Source organism: Streptomyces sp. NPDC022552 (assembly GCF_055561875.1).
In genome coordinates this window covers 124,302-139,981 of record NZ_JBVHGJ010000006.1, presented here as the reverse complement: position 1 = coordinate 139,981, position 15,680 = coordinate 124,302, and the positions used below count along the sequence as shown (strand labels likewise).

At 70.8% G+C, this 15,680-nt stretch carries 10 protein-coding genes and 1 pseudogene; 3 read left to right on the top strand and 8 right to left on the bottom strand.

Annotated features, from left to right (window positions below; all coding sequences use genetic code 11):
* Window positions 1-67 precede the first annotated feature (67 nt).
* Window positions 68-1,069: a hypothetical protein gene (locus tag ACZ3OF_RS18335; protein WP_467305565.1), complete on the top strand. Its 1,002-nt coding sequence runs from the start codon at window positions 68-70 to the stop codon at window positions 1,067-1,069.
* A gap of 111 nt (window positions 1,070-1,180) precedes the next feature.
* On the opposite strand, the gene ACZ3OF_RS18330 is transcribed toward ACZ3OF_RS18335, so the two are convergent.
* From ACZ3OF_RS18330 to ACZ3OF_RS18305, 6 genes are all read right to left on the bottom strand, one after another.
* Window positions 1,181-4,966 (bottom strand): S8 family serine peptidase, encoded by a 3,786-nt coding sequence (locus tag ACZ3OF_RS18330; protein ID WP_467305563.1) that lies wholly within the window; start codon window positions 4,964-4,966, stop codon window positions 1,181-1,183.
* A 264-nt stretch (window positions 4,967-5,230) separates the two neighbouring features.
* Window positions 5,231-6,241: a TrmB family transcriptional regulator gene (locus ACZ3OF_RS18325; protein WP_467305561.1), complete on the bottom strand. Its 1,011-nt coding sequence runs from the start codon at window positions 6,239-6,241 to the stop codon at window positions 5,231-5,233.
* Window positions 6,242-6,289: 48 nt separating this feature from the next.
* Window positions 6,290-6,925 (bottom strand): SRPBCC family protein, encoded by a 636-nt coding sequence (locus tag ACZ3OF_RS18320; protein WP_361675495.1) that lies wholly within the window; start codon window positions 6,923-6,925, stop codon window positions 6,290-6,292.
* Window positions 6,926-6,996: 71 nt separating this feature from the next.
* On the bottom strand, window positions 6,997-9,384 hold the full coding sequence (locus ACZ3OF_RS18315; RefSeq protein ID WP_467305559.1) for a xanthine dehydrogenase family protein molybdopterin-binding subunit: 2,388 nt from the start codon (window positions 9,382-9,384) through the stop codon (window positions 6,997-6,999).
* A gap of 5 nt (window positions 9,385-9,389) precedes the next feature.
* On the bottom strand, window positions 9,390-9,926 hold the full coding sequence (locus ACZ3OF_RS18310; protein WP_361675502.1) for a (2Fe-2S)-binding protein: 537 nt from the start codon (window positions 9,924-9,926) through the stop codon (window positions 9,390-9,392).
* A complete protein-coding gene (locus ACZ3OF_RS18305; protein ID WP_361675505.1) occupies window positions 9,926-10,795 on the bottom strand; it encodes an FAD binding domain-containing protein in 870 nt (289 codons plus the stop codon). Before ACZ3OF_RS18305 ends, ACZ3OF_RS18310 begins: the two co-directional genes overlap by 1 nt.
* Before the next feature lie 141 nt (window positions 10,796-10,936).
* Here ACZ3OF_RS18305 and ACZ3OF_RS18300 point away from each other — a divergent pair, with 141 nt between their 5' ends.
* Together ACZ3OF_RS18300 and ACZ3OF_RS18295 are read left to right on the top strand one after the other, a co-directional pair.
* On the top strand, window positions 10,937-12,031 hold the full coding sequence (locus ACZ3OF_RS18300; protein WP_467305556.1) for an XdhC family protein: 1,095 nt from the start codon (window positions 10,937-10,939) through the stop codon (window positions 12,029-12,031).
* 48 nt (window positions 12,032-12,079) lie between these two features.
* Entirely contained in the window at window positions 12,080-13,351 is a 1,272-nt protein-coding gene (locus ACZ3OF_RS18295; protein ID WP_467305554.1) for a TetR/AcrR family transcriptional regulator, read from the top strand.
* Between the two features lie 80 nt (window positions 13,352-13,431).
* On the opposite strand, the gene ACZ3OF_RS18290 is transcribed toward ACZ3OF_RS18295, so the two are convergent.
* Both ACZ3OF_RS18290 and ACZ3OF_RS18285 read right to left on the bottom strand, forming a co-directional pair.
* Window positions 13,432-14,892, bottom strand: coding sequence for a tetratricopeptide repeat protein (locus ACZ3OF_RS18290; protein ID WP_361675514.1), 1,461 nt, complete (start codon window positions 14,890-14,892; stop codon window positions 13,432-13,434).
* Between the two features lie 273 nt (window positions 14,893-15,165).
* Window positions 15,166-15,489 (bottom strand): annotated as a pseudogene (locus ACZ3OF_RS18285) (Imm49 family immunity protein); the annotation flags it as partial.
* Window positions 15,490-15,680: the final 191 nt, after the last annotated feature.

Genomic DNA, 15,680 nt, shown 5'->3' with positions numbered 1-15,680 from the left:
TCGGCGGGCGGCCTCGGGCGGGAAAATCCATGTCTGCTTCGGCGCCCCGCGGACGTAGCCTCGGTGGGTGCTCCAACTCGTCCTCGCCGTATCCGTGTTCACCGTGGCCATCGCCGTGTACGGAGCCATCGGCATCCGCTGGTGGCGCCGGGCCCGGATCCGGCGCGAGATCCTCGGTGTGGTCGCCTGCCTGGATCTCGAGCCGTACCACGTCGCCGCTTTGGAGAGCCGGGGGACCGAGGCGGCCGCTGCTGAGCTACTGCTCGGCGGGTACGTCGACATCGACGAGGAAGGCGCTGTGCTCCTGACCGAGGCGGGCGGCGACCCGGGCCGGACGCCTGCCCATACCCTGCCCGCCGCCCTGCTGGAGGCGGTGCGCCGGCACGATCCCGAACCGGTGTCGATCGGTTGGATCGACTGGTGCGACGTGGAGTACCAGGAGCGGCGAAGCGCGTACCGCCGTGAGCAGGACGCCCTGCTGCCCGAGATCCCGCGGATGCCGGACGGCGAGGGGCGGCCACTGCTGGCCTGCTGCTCCTGCGTGGCCGTCACCATGGTGCTCAGCTTCTGGCTCGTGGCGGCCGTGTTGCTGGTGATGGTGCGCCCGCACGGCGTCCTGGCGTGGGCCGCCGCGGCGGTGGCCGCTGCGGGCCTGGCGGCGCTCTGGTTCGCCGACGACGCCGACAAGACGGTCCGCGCCCGCACGGCATGCGAGGACCCGCTGGGAGACCGGTACCGAATGGAGACGCATCCCTCGCTCGCGGCATTGGACGAGCGGCAGCGGGCCCTTGTCCTCACGAGCATCGGCGACCACACCAGGTGGCGGGGCACCGACCGGGAACTCGACGAGGGCGGTGACGAGGACGAGGACGACGACTGGACGGACGACGACTGGTGGGCGGACGCGTACCACTACCGGGCCGCCGACCACGAGGAGGAGCCCGACGGCGGGGACGAGCCCGATGACGATCGCGACGGCGGCACTCGACGCACGCCCCCGGGACTTGTCCCGTGCGATGAGGCGACCGCCTCGTGCCGCAGTCGTTGCTGCGGGCATGAAGCCGGGTGACCTCACAGAGGCGGGACGCCCTACGAGCGGCGCCGCCCGCACGTGCGTCCCCCGCCGGATGTCACCACCCGGCCGGGGACGCACTCAGCCTGCGCTTGGCTCAGCGTCGCCTCACTTGAGGGCGTACGCCCGGGTGATGGTCTGGACGGTGCGGCTGCCCGCCGCGTCCCAGGCCTCGGTCCTGAGCGTCACGTAGCCATTGGTGTCGGCGAGCTTGGGGTGCCAGAGCAGAGCCTGGAAGGAGTTTCTGTCCTTGCGCAGCACCTTGGCGGACTTCCAGGTGGCCCCGTCGTCGTACGACACCGACACCTTGGCGCCGGCCATCGCGGCGGAGCCGGTCCATCCCTTGGCCCTGGCGCCGTCCACGGTGAAGGTGAACGGCAGGCCGGCGCGCGCCTGGTTGAGCTCGTTCAGGGGCAGGTCGTAGTCGAGCAGGACCACCGGCATGGGCTCGCAGACCTTGGGCGTGGGGATGAACGCCGTGTCGCAGTCCTTGACGGCCATGGTGGTCGGTGCCGCCTGGCTGAAGTTCCACTCGGTGCGCATCTGGCGGCCCAGGGTGACGCCCGGGACGTCGGTGGCAAGCTTCTGGTCGAGCACGTACCGGTACTCCGCCTTCTCCGGCACAAGCTGGCCGAAGCCGGTGATCGGCTGCCCATTGAGGTAGAAGCTCCAGGTGCTGGTCAGGCCCCGCAGGGTGTGGGTGGGCTCGTTGTCGGCACCGCTGCCGCCGGGCAGCTTCTGCCAGACGTCGGTACGGCAGAACACGCACGGCCCGAATTCGTACGGTGACAAGCGCGTCGGACCGGCGAACCAGCTGCGGGTGTAGGACTTGCCCGGTGTACCGAAGGTGCTCCGCAGATCGGCCATCGTCCAGGTGGAGGTGTGGAAGTCGGCCCCCACCGACGGCATGTAGGAGACGCCGGTACCCGCCAGGAAGTAGTCGTCGCGGCTGGTGCCCTGGTAGAGGGGCTGACCGTCGCTGATCGCGGTCCACTGCTTCGGACCCCAGGCCGGCAGGTGCTCGGCGCCGAGGCGGCGCGCTCCGTCGGAGTGGTACGTGTTCCTGACCTTGGCGAAGGCTCCCACGTCGACGGTCTTGGCGAGGTCGGCGGGGACCCGGTCGTCGGTGAAGTGGGGCGCGTAGGTGTAGCCCGACTCCAGGACGCCCTTCAGGGCGATCCGGACCTGGCCCTTGGCCAGCAGAGCCTTGAGAGCGGCGGCGTTGTCGTACGTGACGTGGGCGACCGGGACGGTCTGGCCCGCGGGTACGCCGCTGCCGTTGGGACCAGGGTTCGCGGGCGCCACGATCACCGCAACAGCCCCGGCGGCCGCGGCCCTGACGGCCTGGTCGCCGGGCTTGGTGACGTCGGCCACGGAGACCAGGACGGCCTTCCCCTTGACGTCGGCGCCGGCGAAGTCCTGCTCGGTGCCCGCGCCGAGGTCGACCAGCTCCGTGCGCTTGGTGCCCTCGAACCGCTTCGCGAGAACCGAGGTCTTCAGCGGAATGCTGAGGTGCCCGGGGCTGGTGACCTGCAACTGCATCAGCGGCTCGCGGCGGTGGAGGAAGGTCTCCACCCGCAGTGCACCGGAGGTGGCGCCCGCACTGGGAACGGCGCCGAACCTGGTGTCGGACCTGTTGCCGGACCCGCTGATCGCGGTGAAGTTGGAGTGGCTGTTGATCGTGCCGTCGTCACGGACGATCTGCATGGCCACCTGGCCCGTCTCCAGGGGCCGCTTCTCACCGTCGATCTTCACGCCGAGGTCGGTGGCGGTGGTGCCGTCGACGGTGAAGCTCTGGTCCCGGTCGGTCACTTCGATGTTCGGCACGGTGAACAGGTCTGCCGCATGGAAGACCGCGCCGCCGGTGGGAGCCGCCGAGCGGACAGAGCCCTCGATGGAGTAGTGGCCGAGCGGCACCGACAGGGTGACCGTGCCGGTGGCGTACAGCGTCCGGCTCTCCCAGACGGTGTTGTCCAGCCCGTGCAGGGTGAACTTGAACGTGCTGGGGGTCTCGCCGAAGCGGTCGGTGACGTTCAGTGTGATGTCGTGCTGTTCGACGGCGGTGACGAAGCCGACCGCGGCATGCACCGACTCACCGCTCGCGGCGGTGGCGACGACGGAGCCGCTGTACCGCCCGGTCTTCAGGCCGTTGGGGTCGAGTACGACGGTCACCTCGGCGGTGGAGCCGGCCGGGACGGTGAGCCGCCCGTCGGAGAGGCCCGATCCTGACAGGGACAGCGAGCCTGCGGGGACCTCGGTGCCGCTCGCGTCCTCGGCCGACGCAAGCAGGGTCACGACGGTGTCGGTCGTGGCGTTGTTGCGGAGTGTGAGGGTGCGGGTCCGCTTCTCGTACGTGTCCTTCTGCCACGGGATCATGCGGAAGTCGGCCGTACCGGACAGCTCCAGCGACGGGTCGAGCGCGGCGGGGATGTCGACCCGGCCGTAGCCCTGCTGATGGACGGTCTGCCCGGGGGCAGACCTGGCATGCGCGGTCAGGGCCTCCTTGATGCGCTGCCCGGTCCACTCGGGGTGGCGCTGCTTGAGGATCGCGGCGGCCCCGGACACGTGCGGGGTGGCCATCGAGGTGCCGTTGGCCGCGGTGTAGTCGGCGTCCACGGGGGTGCCCATGGTGGTGCCGGCCGCGCGGGCGGCGACGATGGCCACACCCGGCGCGGTGATCTCCGGCTTCATCGCCATGTCACCGAGTCGCGGGCCGCGGCTGGAGAACGGGGCGAGCTCGTCGGACTTGTCGACGGCGCCGACGGTCAGGGCCGCGTCGGCGGCGCCGGGGGTGCCGAGGGTGCTGTCGCCGGGGCCGCTGTTGCCCGCGGCGATGACGAACAGGGTGTCCGAGGAGGCGCTGAGCGAGTCGACCGCCATTGTCAGCGGGTCCTCACCGGGAGCGTCGTCGCCGCCGAGGCTCATGCTGACGATGTCGGCGCCCTCGGCTACGGCCCACTCCATCCCGGCCAGAATGCTGGAGGTCGGGCCCTGGCCACTGTTGCTGAGCACCTTGCCGATCAGCAGGTCGGCGCCCGGAGCGACGCCCTTGTGCTTGCCGCCTGAGTTGGCGCCACTGCCCGCGACGGTGGCCGCGACATGGGTGCCGTGGCCATGACCGTCCTGGACCCCCTGGCCGCTGATGAAGCTCTGGCTCCCGACGATCTCCGACTTGATGTCGGCGTTGTCGAGGTCGGCACCGGTGTCCAGGACGGCGACCTTCACGCCCTTGCCGTCGTACCCCTTGACCCAGGCCTCCGGGGCGCCGATCTGCGGCACGCTCCGGTCCAGCGCGACCTCGGCCTTGCCGTCGTACCAGAGCTTGGTCACGCCTGCCGTGCCGGGCGTCGGCGCGCCGCGGGTCGTGCCCGCCTTCGGATTGACGGACTGCCAGAAGTCCTTCGCGTACTGCTTGTGGACGTGGACCGAGGAGAGCCCGAGGCGCGGCAGGACGCGCTTGCTCTCGCTGCCCGGCAGGTCTTCGGACCTGGTTCTCAGCGCCGCGGCGTCCGGCTCGCCCTGGAAGTCGACGATGGCAGGGAGTTCGGCGGACTCGGTGTCGCCGTATCCGTCCCGTATCAGCCGGCTGACGTTGAACAGCTCGCGGTCCACCGTACCCGAGGCGAGCGCCGTCGCCGTGACGTCCGGGTAGACGTAGACATCGCCGTTCTGACCGCCGGCGGACTCGAAGATCCTTGACGTTCCCGCCGCCGACTGAACCTGTACCGCCTGACGGCCGCCGGGCTCGGTGGTGAGGGTGACGGTGTCTCCGGTGATCAGGGTGACGGCCGATGTGGTCGCCCCCTTCTGCAGCACCGGCCGATCGCTCAGGTCCTCGAGAGTCGCTGCGGTCGCGGTCGGGAGCTGGCTCGTCAGTGACAGTGCGACTGTCACCGCGATCCCGCTGACGAGGGCTCTGCGCCGACGTCTGAGGCGGGCTGTCTGCATCAGGTGTCCTTTCACGTGCTCAACATGTAGGCGCGTCAGGGCAGTTGATGCCTGAAGAGTCCCGACCGAACGTCCGGCCGATGACGCACCAACCGGAACCTAGCTGGCCGGTCAGGGCGCCATCCAGGGCTCGGGTGGCGTATACATGCCAACTGGCGCATCGTCGCCAGGCGGCGACACGACGGCCACCCGCCCAGGCGACGAGGCCACTTACGCGGAGCTGTCCACGTGCATCCTGTTCACGTCGGACGCGGTGATCCAACCCCGCTCGGACGCCTGCCAGCCGAGTTGCATGCGGCTCGAGGCGCCTGCCAGGTCCATGAGTCCGCGGATGCGGCGGTTGACCGTCCGCTTGCCGATGTCCAGTTGCCGGGCGATCGCGTCGTCGGTCAGACCGGAGAGCAGCAGGATCAGGAGCTGGATCTCCGCACCCGAGAGTTCGTTCCTGCCAGGTGTGCCGGAGAGCCGCGGGTCCAGGGGGAGTGCCGACGCCCATGCGAGTTCGAAGAGGGCGATCAGGGCATCGAGCAGAGGCCCCCGGTGGATCTGGACCACGGCACCCGGCGGTGGTCTCCCGCCGTCCGTCCGAAGTGCCACAAGGGCGGCGGATCTGTCGACGATGACGAGTTTGACGGGGACCTTGCCGAGCACACGTGCCTGCTCACCGGCATCCGCGTACAGGCGCATCTCCCCCTGTGCGCCGTCCTCCTCGATCGCAGCGCGGTCGTACACCGTTCGGTAGTGAACGCCCGCCGCCAGCTGCCCGAGCTCGGCCGCGTTGACGTCCTCGTCCACCAGATACGGTGCCGTGTCGAAGCGGAGCACCTCCTGGCGCGCGCGGCGCTGGATCTGTTCGTACCGCTGCGCCAGCGTCTCGTCCGGCACGATCTCGGCGATCTCCGCCAGAGAGGCGGTGTCGGGCGCGGTGCGGTACTCCTTGGTGAGCTGCCTCAGCACGCCCCTGACGGACTGGAGTTCGTTCATCCGCAACAGCAGCAGGGACTCCCCGGCAATGTCCGGTGGGGCGGGTATCAGTTGCGGAGGCCGGTCATCGGTGAGGGTGACGAGACTCTTGTCCGCGAGCCCCCTCACGGCCTCGTCGAGATGTTCACCGCTCAGCCCGAGCAGCTGCCCCACGTGGTCGACCCGGCTTCGGCCACACCCCACCAGGAGTCGGTACACCTGCGACTCGGCCGTGCTCAGGCCCAGCGCCTCCAGCATGCATGTCCTTTCCTCGCTGATTCAAAGATCGTGGTCCGCGTCGGGGATTCACCTGCGGGAGCGCCGCCTCAGCGCCTGGATCACCACCACCGCGAACACCACGGCTGCCGCGGGTGCCACCGTCTTCCTGAACAGCACGGGCAGTGCCGCCGCGCCGAGGTCGATGGCCTCGGGCTCGGGCGCGAGCCCGCCTCGGAGGTTCTCCGCCGTGCCCGCCGTGGACACCGCGGACGCGGCAGGTCCGCCGTCCCGCAGCAGCTCTTCGAGTCGGGCGGCGAACTGCTGAACGATGCGGTCGCCGACCTCGGTCATGATGCCCCGGCCGAACTGTGCCGGCCGGCCGGTGATGTCGAGGGCCGTGCGTACGCGCACCAGGGTGCCGGCCGGGTCGACGGTCAGCGTCGCGGTGACCGTGGCCGACGCCGTGCCCGCGCCGCGGGTCTCGCTCCCGCTGAGGTCGAGGAGCATCGAGTGGGCGGCGGCATCGCGGGTGACGGTGCCCTCGCCGCGGTAACTCATCTGCACCGCGCCGACCTTCACCTTGACCCGCCCGGTGAAGGAGTCGCCGTCGAGGGTGTCCAGCACGGCGCCCGGCATACAGGGCGCGACCCGGTCGAGTTCCTGGAAGAGCTTCCAGGCCTCGTCAAGGTCGGCCGGGACGGTGAAGGAGTGGTCGAGCTGCATGATTGTCCAATCGGGGGGCGACCGGCCGAGGACGGCCGTGGATGCGGAGTCGGTAGCAGTGCGGGGCGTACTCAGGTGCCGGCTGCGTCACGGATCAGCGCGCGCACCCGGCTCGGCGAGAGGGGGCCGCGGCGTACGACGACGCCGAAGGGGCGCAGCGCGTCCTCGACGGCGCCGGCGAGCACAGCCTGCGGTGCGATCGCGCCGCCTTCGCCGAGTCCTTTGACTCCGAGGTCGTTCATGGGGCTCGGGGTGAAGATCTCGTCCATGTCGAGGTCGGGGATCTCCGAGGACGTGGGCACCAGATAGTCCATGTAGGTGCCGGTGCGGGGCTGACCGTCGGGGCCGTAGACCATCTCCTCGTACAGTGCTCCGCCGATCCCCTGAGCGATGCCGCCGGTGACCTGTCCTTCCGCGATCATCGGGTTGACGATGTTGCCCGCGTCGTGGACGACGACGTAGTGCAGGATCTCGATCTCGCCCGTGTGTTCGTCGACCTCGACGACGGCCGCGTGGGCTCCGCTCGCGACCGCGAAACCCGGTGGGCGGAAGTGCACGGTCTCGCTGATCTCGGTGCCGTGCCGGCCGTCGGTGGGTTCGGGGGTGCCGGGCAGCGGTGCCTTCCCGGCCAGTTCCGCCAGGCTGATGGACGGGCCGCCCGGCTCCTTGGCCCGGACGATGCCGTCGCTCAGGTCGAGACCGCCCGCCGCGACACCGAGGCGGCGGGCCGCCGCTTCGACGATCTTCTCGCGGACGAGTCGACCGGCCCGGTGGGTGGCGTTCCCGGCGTTGACCAGGGCGCGGCTGGCGATGGTGCCCACGCCGAACGGGGTGGCTTCGGTGTCGCCGCCGACCACGTCGATGACATCGAGCGGCACTCCGATGGCGTCGGCGGCGATCTGGGCCATGGAGGTGCGGTGTCCCTGCCCCTGGGAGGGGGCGCCGATGGCGAGCCGCACCCGGCCGCTGGGGGCGATGTCGATGCGCGCGGTCTCGAACGGTCCGAGGCCGGTGGCCTCTATGTACATGGCGAATCCGATGCCGACGTGCCTGCCGTCGCGGGCGCCTTCGCGTTGTCGCGCACGTACGTGATCGACGTCGGCCTTCGCGACGGCGCGGCGCAGGAGTTCGGGGAAGTCCCCGGAGTCGTAGGACTGCGGTCTGCCCGAGCGGTCCACCAGGCCGGTGGCGTACGGCATCTCGTCGGGCCGCACGAGATTGCGCGCCCTCAGTTCCTCGGGCTCGATGCCCAGTTTCACGGCCAGCCGGTCCATGGCCCGTTCCATGGCGAAGACCGTCTCCGGACGTCCGGCTCCCCGGTAGGGCGTGGCGAAGGTGGTGTTGGTGAGCACGCCGACGACGTCGATGTGCACGTTCGGGACACGGTAGGGGCCGAGGAGATGGCACAACGAGTTGTACGGCACGACCAGGCCGGTCATGTTGTACGCGCCGAAGTTGACGGTGATGCGGTCGCGTACGGCGATGAGGCGGCCTTCGGCGTCTGCGGCCAGTTCGATGTGGTGGATCTGTTCGCGGGCGTGCGAGGAGGCGGTCAGATTCTCGTTGCGGTCCTCGCGCCACAGCACGGGACGGCCGAGGTAACGGGCGGCATGCGGGACGAGGAGTTCCTCGACGTAGAGGATGCCCTTCTGGCCGAAGCCTCCGCCGACGTCGGCCGCGATGACGTGGACCGTGGAGGATTCCAGGCCGAGGGTGTGGGCGATGGCGTCCCGCAGCCGGTGCGGGGTCTGGGTGCCCGACCAGACGGTCAGCCGGCCGCTGTACGGATCGACCTGGGCCGAGATCGCGCGGGTCTCGATCGGCGAGGCGACGTACCGGTGGGTCTCGAACCGCTCGCTCACCACGGCGTACGCGCCGGCGAACGCCTCCTCCGGGTCGCCGACGCGGGTGGCGACCGCGACCGCGATGTTGTCCGGCAGGTTCTGGTGCAGCCGGGTCGCGTCCTCGGCCAGGGCGTGTTCGGGGTCGACGAGCACCGGCAGCGGGGCGTACCGCACCTCGACGAGTTCCAGGGCGTCCTCGGCGAGGTAGCGGTTCTCGGCGAGGACGACGGCGACGGGCTGACCGACGTAGAGGACCTTGTCGCGGGCGAGCAACGGCATGGGGGTCATCCGGACCAGCGGGTCCAGGAGTTCGGCGAGGCCCGGCGGGGTGCGCAGTTCTTCCTTGTTCAGCATCGCGGGCAGGTCCACGACGTCGTCGCCGGTCCATACGGCGACGACGCCGGGTGCGGCCAGGGCCGCGGTCGCGTCGATCGACTCGATACGGGCGTGGGCGTGCGGGCTGCGCAGGAAGGCGGCCTCGACGACGCCGGGGAGGGCGATGTCGTCGACGAAGCGGCCGTCGCCGCGCAGCAGCCGGTCGTCCTCGACGCGTGGGACGGAACGACCGATCCAGCCGCCATCGCCGGACCGGGCCCGGTCTGAATCGTGGGACATGCGGGTCACTCCCCGAATCGTTCGTCGAGTGCCTGGCACACGGCACGGCGGATGTTGCGGTATCCGGTGCACCGGCACAGGTGGCCACTGAGCGCGTCGGCGACCTGCTCCTCGTCGGGGCGCTCGTGCTGCTCGGCCAGGGCCGTCGCCGTCATGACGAGTCCGGGCGTACAGAAACCGCACTGCATGCCGTGGCACTCGTGGAACGCTCGCTGCACGGGGGTGAGCGGGGCGTCGGCGGGGGCGAGACCCTCGACGGTACGGAGCACGGCACCGGCGCACTGCACAGCCAGGGTCAGGCAGGTGCGCACCGGCTCGTCGTCGACAAGGGCGGTGCAGGCTCCGCAGACCCCGTGCTCGCAGCCGACGTGGGTGCCGGTGAGGCCGAGCCGGTCGCGCAGGAAGTCGCTGAGCAGCAGCCGCGACTCGACCTGGGCGGTGACCGGTCGTCCGTTGACGGTGAGGCTGATCTCGTGCCAGGCGGAGGGCTCGGCGAGCGGTGGTGTGCTCGCGCCGAGCGGGGTGGGGACCGAGGGGGTCATCAGCAGCGCTCCCAGGCGGTGGTGCAGGCGCGGACGAGGAGGTGGGCGGCGCCCTCGCGTCGGTACTCGGCGGTGGCGTGGACGTCGTCGGAGGGGCTGAGGCGGGAGAGGGCTGCGTGGGCCGCTGCGGCGCGAGCCTGCTCACCGACGTCGCTCCCCACGAGCGCGTCCTCAGCGGCCGGTACCCGTACGGGCCGGGGGCCCGCGCCGCAGAAGACCACGCGGGCGGCGCGGCAGGTGCCGGAGGCAGTGTCCCGCTCCAGGACGGCGGCCACGCCGACGGTGGCGAAGTCGCCATGTCTGCGGGCCAGTTCTTCGAATGCCCAGCCGTGGTGTGCCGGGGGCGGCGGGAACACGACCTCGGTGAGGAGCTCGTCCGCTTCGACGGCCGTGGAGAACGTGGCGACGAAGAAGTCCTCGGCGGTGACGGTACGGGTGCCCCGCGGACCGACTATCACGAAGCGGGCGTCCAGGGCCAGTGCCGCGGTGGGCAGCTCTGCCGCCGGGTCGTGGTGGGCGAGACTGCCGCAGACGGTGCCGCGGTTGCGGACCTGAGGGTGTCCGATGTGGCCGATCGCGGCGGCGAGGAGCGGCCATCCCTCCCGTACCGCGTTGTCCGCGGCGGCGTTGGCCTGCCGTACGGCGGCTCCGATGCGGAGGTTGCCCGACTCGTCGAGGTGGAGCCGGCCGAGTTCGGGGATCCGGGTGATGTCCACGAGCACCTCGGGCCTGGCGAGACGCATGTTCAGCATGGGGATCAGGGACTGGCCGCCGGCCACGACCTTGGCCTCCCGCTCCTCGTCGGCGAGGAGGGCGACCGCCTCGCCGACGGTGCTGGGGGCGGTGTAGTCGAAGGGTGTGGGTTTCAACCTGCTGCCACCGGACCTCTCGTGTCGTCGTCGCGCCGTGGCATTCGACACGGACCGATCTATCTAGTACCTGAAATGATTTACATTAAAGTTTCTTCTTGGCAAGAGGTTGCTCGAGATTTCAGGGTCCGCGGAGGCGACATGCGACACGTCATCGACCAGGCAGCCGCCTGGCAACGCTCCGGAACCCGCTTCGCCATGGCGACGGTCGCGCGGACCTGGGGCTCCTCCCCGCACGGTCCCGGTGCGTCGATGCTCGTGTCCGAGGCGGGCCGCATCGTCGGCAGCGTCTCCGGCGGCTGTGTCGAAGCCGCCGTCTGCGCGATCGCGGAGGAGGTCCTGGCGGGGGCCGCCCCGACGCTCGAACGCTGGGGAGTCGGCGACGAGGACGCCTTTGCGGTGGGCCTGACCTGCGGCGGAACGATCGAGGTACTGATCCGCGAAGTGGGTGCGGATGTGCCGCTCGGCCGGCTCGCCGCCGACATCGCGGCCGGCGTACCGGTGGCTCTGGCCACCCGCGTCGACGGCGGCGGCTGTCTGGTCGTCGGCGGAGGGACGACAACCGGTTCGCTAGGTGACCCAGGGGCTGACCGGGCGGCGACCCTGGCCGCGGAGGGCATGCTCGCGCGCGGCGCGAGCGGGCTCGTGACCAGCGGAAACGGTGCAGGCGACGACAGCGCCTGCGCGCCGGAGCGTGAGCTGCTGGTGCAGTCCTTCGCCCCTCGACCACGTCTGCTGATCTTCGGCGCAGCCGAGTTCGCCCGGCCCCTGGCCGACATGGGTGCCGCGCTTGGGCACCGGGTGACGGTCTGCGATGCCAGGCCCGCTTTCGCGAGGGCCGAGCGCTTCCCGGGGGCCGACGATGTCGTCGCCGAACGGCCCGATCGCTGGTTCCGCGCCCAAGAGGACCTGGTCGACGCGTCGACCGCGGTGTGCGTGCTGACCCATGACGCACGGTTCGACGTGCCGGTTCTGGCCCTCGCCCTGCGCAGCAGGGCCGGATACGTCGGAGCCATGGGCAGTCGCAGGACGCACGAGGACCGGCTGGAGCGCCTGCGCGCGGCGGGCACGCCCGATGCGGAACTCGCACGGCTGCGCTCGCCGATCGGGCTGGATCTCGGTGGCCGGGGAGCCGAAGAGACCGCCCTGTCGATCATCGCGGAGATCGTCGCGGTGCGGCGCGGCGGTACCGCGCGGCCTCTCACTCTGCGAACCGGCCCCGTACACGAAGTGTGATCAATTTTGAACGACTGTTTTTATGAACACTCGTTTAAAGTAGACTCTGTGGATCCAAGGAACGAGGGCCGTCGACGATCGGCCGCGACTCCGCGGCCGGATTCCGGATGGGGAGCAGGGCAGCCGTCACGGCGTCGTCCCGGCTCCCACGACCCGGAGGGAAACCGCCAAGCGGTCCTCGACGCGGCCCGGCGGCTGTTCGGCGAGCACAGCTACAGAGGTGTGGGCGTCCGCGCCATCGCAGCCGAGGCGGGAGTGACACCTGGCCTCGTGATGGCCTACTTCGGCACCAAGGACGGTCTGTTCCGTGAGGCCGTGGGCAGCGGGTCGGGCGTCACCGACGACGTACTGTCGGCCGCGGCCGACAGCCCGGGCGAACTGCCGGCCGCTCTGGCCCGCGCCTACCTCGAACGGTGGGACCGCCTGCCGGCCGATGATCCCTGGCCCGCGTTGATCCGCTCGGCCGTCAGCCACCCGCCGAGCGCCGAACTGTTGCGCACGATCCTGGAGAAGCAGGTCGGCGAACCTCTCGCGCGCGTGCTCGGCGACTCGGCCGACGCGGAAGTGCGCGCCGCAGTCATTCGGAGCGTTCTGTTCGGCGTGATCATGGAGCGCTACCTCTTCGCCCATGAACCGGCCGCTTCCGTCCCTGCCGAGGAGCTCGTTCCCGCGTTGACGGACGTGCTCACCACCGCTTTCGGTGACGCTCTCGACCTCGTTCACCCACATGCGCCGGGTGACGCGGCACTCGGCGAGGCCGAGTCCGTACGCCCCGACGTCGACCGCTCCGCCGAGGGTGCCGCGAACTCCCGGCTGCCCTCGGAGCCCGGACGCCCCGAGCGTCTCGGCCCGGAGCCCGCGGCGCGGCCGGCGGACGACTCCCCTGCAGTCGTGTTCGAGCGGCTCGACGAGTGTGCCGCTGTGCATCAGGGACTGATCAGCAGGACTGTCCGCGAGTACGGCATCAGCCTGCCCGCCTACGACGTGCTCGCCGCCCTCCGCGAGGCGGGAGAGCCCTACCGTCGGACGACAGGTGAGGTGGCGGCGGCCGGCAGGGTCCGGGCGGGCGGTCTCACCCAGCACGCGGACCGTCTGGAGGCTGCGGGTCTGATCCGGCGGGAGCGCGACGCAGAGGACCGCCGGATCATCCGGCTGTGTCTGACCCCGGAGGGTCTCGAACTGGCCGAGCGGATCTCCGCCGTACGGTCGGCCCAGGACCAGGAACTGCTCGCCGGGCTGGCCGCGGCAGACCGACGTCGGCTCTCCGGGCTGCTCGGCGCTCTGGGGCGAACGCTGGGTGTGGGTGCCCCGGATCAGTGACGGCACCGGTCCGCGCGCACCACGCCTGCATACGGCTGCGCCCCACCCGTGAGCCCGCGCGAAGTCGCGCGGAAGCAGGGCTACACGTCGGATCGCGGCGTGGAGTCGGGATGGGGGATCGGCAGCCGGAGGGCTTCGGCCGCCGCTGCCGCCGCGTCCCGCGCTCGATCGCGGGCGACGGCGGCCAGGGCGGCGTCGCCCAGGCCATCGGCAAGGCCGGCCTGTGCCAACCAGTTGTAGGAGCTGTCGGGCCGTAGCCCGATCCGTTCGCTGATGAGCGCACGTGCCGACTCGTGTCGTCCGGAGCTGAGCGCGGAGTCGAGAAGGGTCTTCTGGAGGGCGTCGCGCTGTGCGTGACTGCCTCCGAACTCGTGCAACCGCCGGCGCAGCGGCCATAGGAGGTCGACGACGGTCTTGTGCTTGCCCTGGGCGTGCGCGAGAAGCGCCTCGCACGCGGGCAGGCCGATCTCCGCGGTCATCCGGCGGTTGGTGACCGTGTCGGTACTCCCCTGGGCCAGCCACCGCCGCCGGTCGTCGATGAGCCGTCGTGCCTCGCCGAACCGCCCGGCGCCGGCGTAGGACATGACGGCGTGCAAGTCGTTGAACGCGTAGAAGGGGGGATCGGCTCGCGCTGCCCACGCGTCGGCCAGTGCCTCCCAGCGGGCGGTCGGCTCCGCTCCCGCGAGCCGGATCCGCCACAACAACGCGGCCGCGTCCAGCAGTTCCATGGCAACGCCGGTCGAATCGTCATTGTGCAGGGCGGCGTCATAGATGCTCAAGGCGGTGTCAGTGTCTCCGGCCTCCAGGGCGTAGAGGGCGTAATGCCACCAGTTGTGGACGTTGAGGTAGTTCCCCCGCGCCCAGTCGTCACGGCGGGCGTCGAGGTAGCCGATGCCTTCGGACACGCGTCCTTGCATCTCGTACGTGTGGACGACGGCGTGGATCGCCCAGACGTCACGGGGGTTCTGCTCGACCGCGGCGAGTCCCGCTTCCTCGGCCAGGCGGTAGTGGCCCGACTCTTCCAGTCCGAACGCGTACATGCCCAGCATCAGGCCCCGGTGGGGTTCGTCGGCGTCCCAGGCGCCGAGGGCTCCACCGATGCGGTCACGCAGGCGCACCGCGTCGCCGGTGAAGAAGTCCAACTGGTGCCCGACGGCCAGGGCGAGCGCGTCTGTCGGGTACACCAGGGACAACTCCTCCAGCAACCCCCCGGCACGGTGCAGGTCTCCGGCCAGCCATGCCCCGGCCGCGGCAAGATGCATACGCTCCCGGACGGGCAGGGACGGGACGTCCACGCCGGCCACGTACCGGTCGAACCGCTGCCGTGCCGTGACGGCCTCGCCCGGCTCGGTCCCCAGCATGCCCAGATAGGCGGCGAACGACTGGGCGACGGGTGAGGCCGGCCCGCTGCTGAGAGCGTCGTCGACTGCCTGTTCCACCTCGGGCCTGAAGTGGAGCAGCTCTTCGACGGCTCGGTCCAGGTGGGCGGCTGTCTCCTCGGTGCACGCGTGCAGTGGATTGCCGTACCGGTCTGTCACCATCAGAGATCACCTCGGCGGGGCCTGCGGGGGTGGTGGGGAACCACAGCGGGCGTGAACGCACGCGCGACCACCATGAAGCCACTGACAGCGCGTCCGGCGCCACCTCGACATGCACCATCTGCCGAAGTGCCATGATCCGCCCTGCCGTTCCACGGGTGGGTTCCGCTCTGTGCCCGATGAGACCACCGCCGTGTCGCCGGCACCGAACTCTCCCCATCCCCACGCCGTCCACGACCAGGCGTACGTATTCCCCCGACGGGCCCTGCCATGTCGCTACGTGGCGTGCCAGTGCCCGAGGTTGTTCACGCCCCCTTCCACGGCGTGCCGCAGCGCGTCCGTGCGGCCCAGAATGCCCTGCGGCAGGCAGCCGGAGCGGACGTCCAGCTCCCACCCGTGCACCTGCACCGCGAGCGCGGCCAGAGCGAGAGTGTCAAGCGGCAGCAGTGTCCGCGGGGCGGGGTCCCCGTCCACGCTTTCCCGGTACTGGACGAGTCGGGAGGCAAGGGCGTGCTCGAAGGCGCTCCCATCGTCGTCGAGCAGAACGCGCAGGAGCCGCTGACCCGGCGTCAGGGAGCCGACCGCGTCGAGCCGCGCAGCTCACTCCGCCGCCGTGCGCAGCACGGTGCGCGAAATTTCGTCGAGCACGGCTGCAGAGCGCGCGGCGACGTGGTCGAGCAGCTCGTCGCCCATCTCCCGCAGCCGCCTGAGGGAGAAGGTTCGTAGCGCATACGGTGCCACCGGCCGAAGGCCCGCCGCTCGATGCCGGACCGAGAGCCGCCGGGCCACGG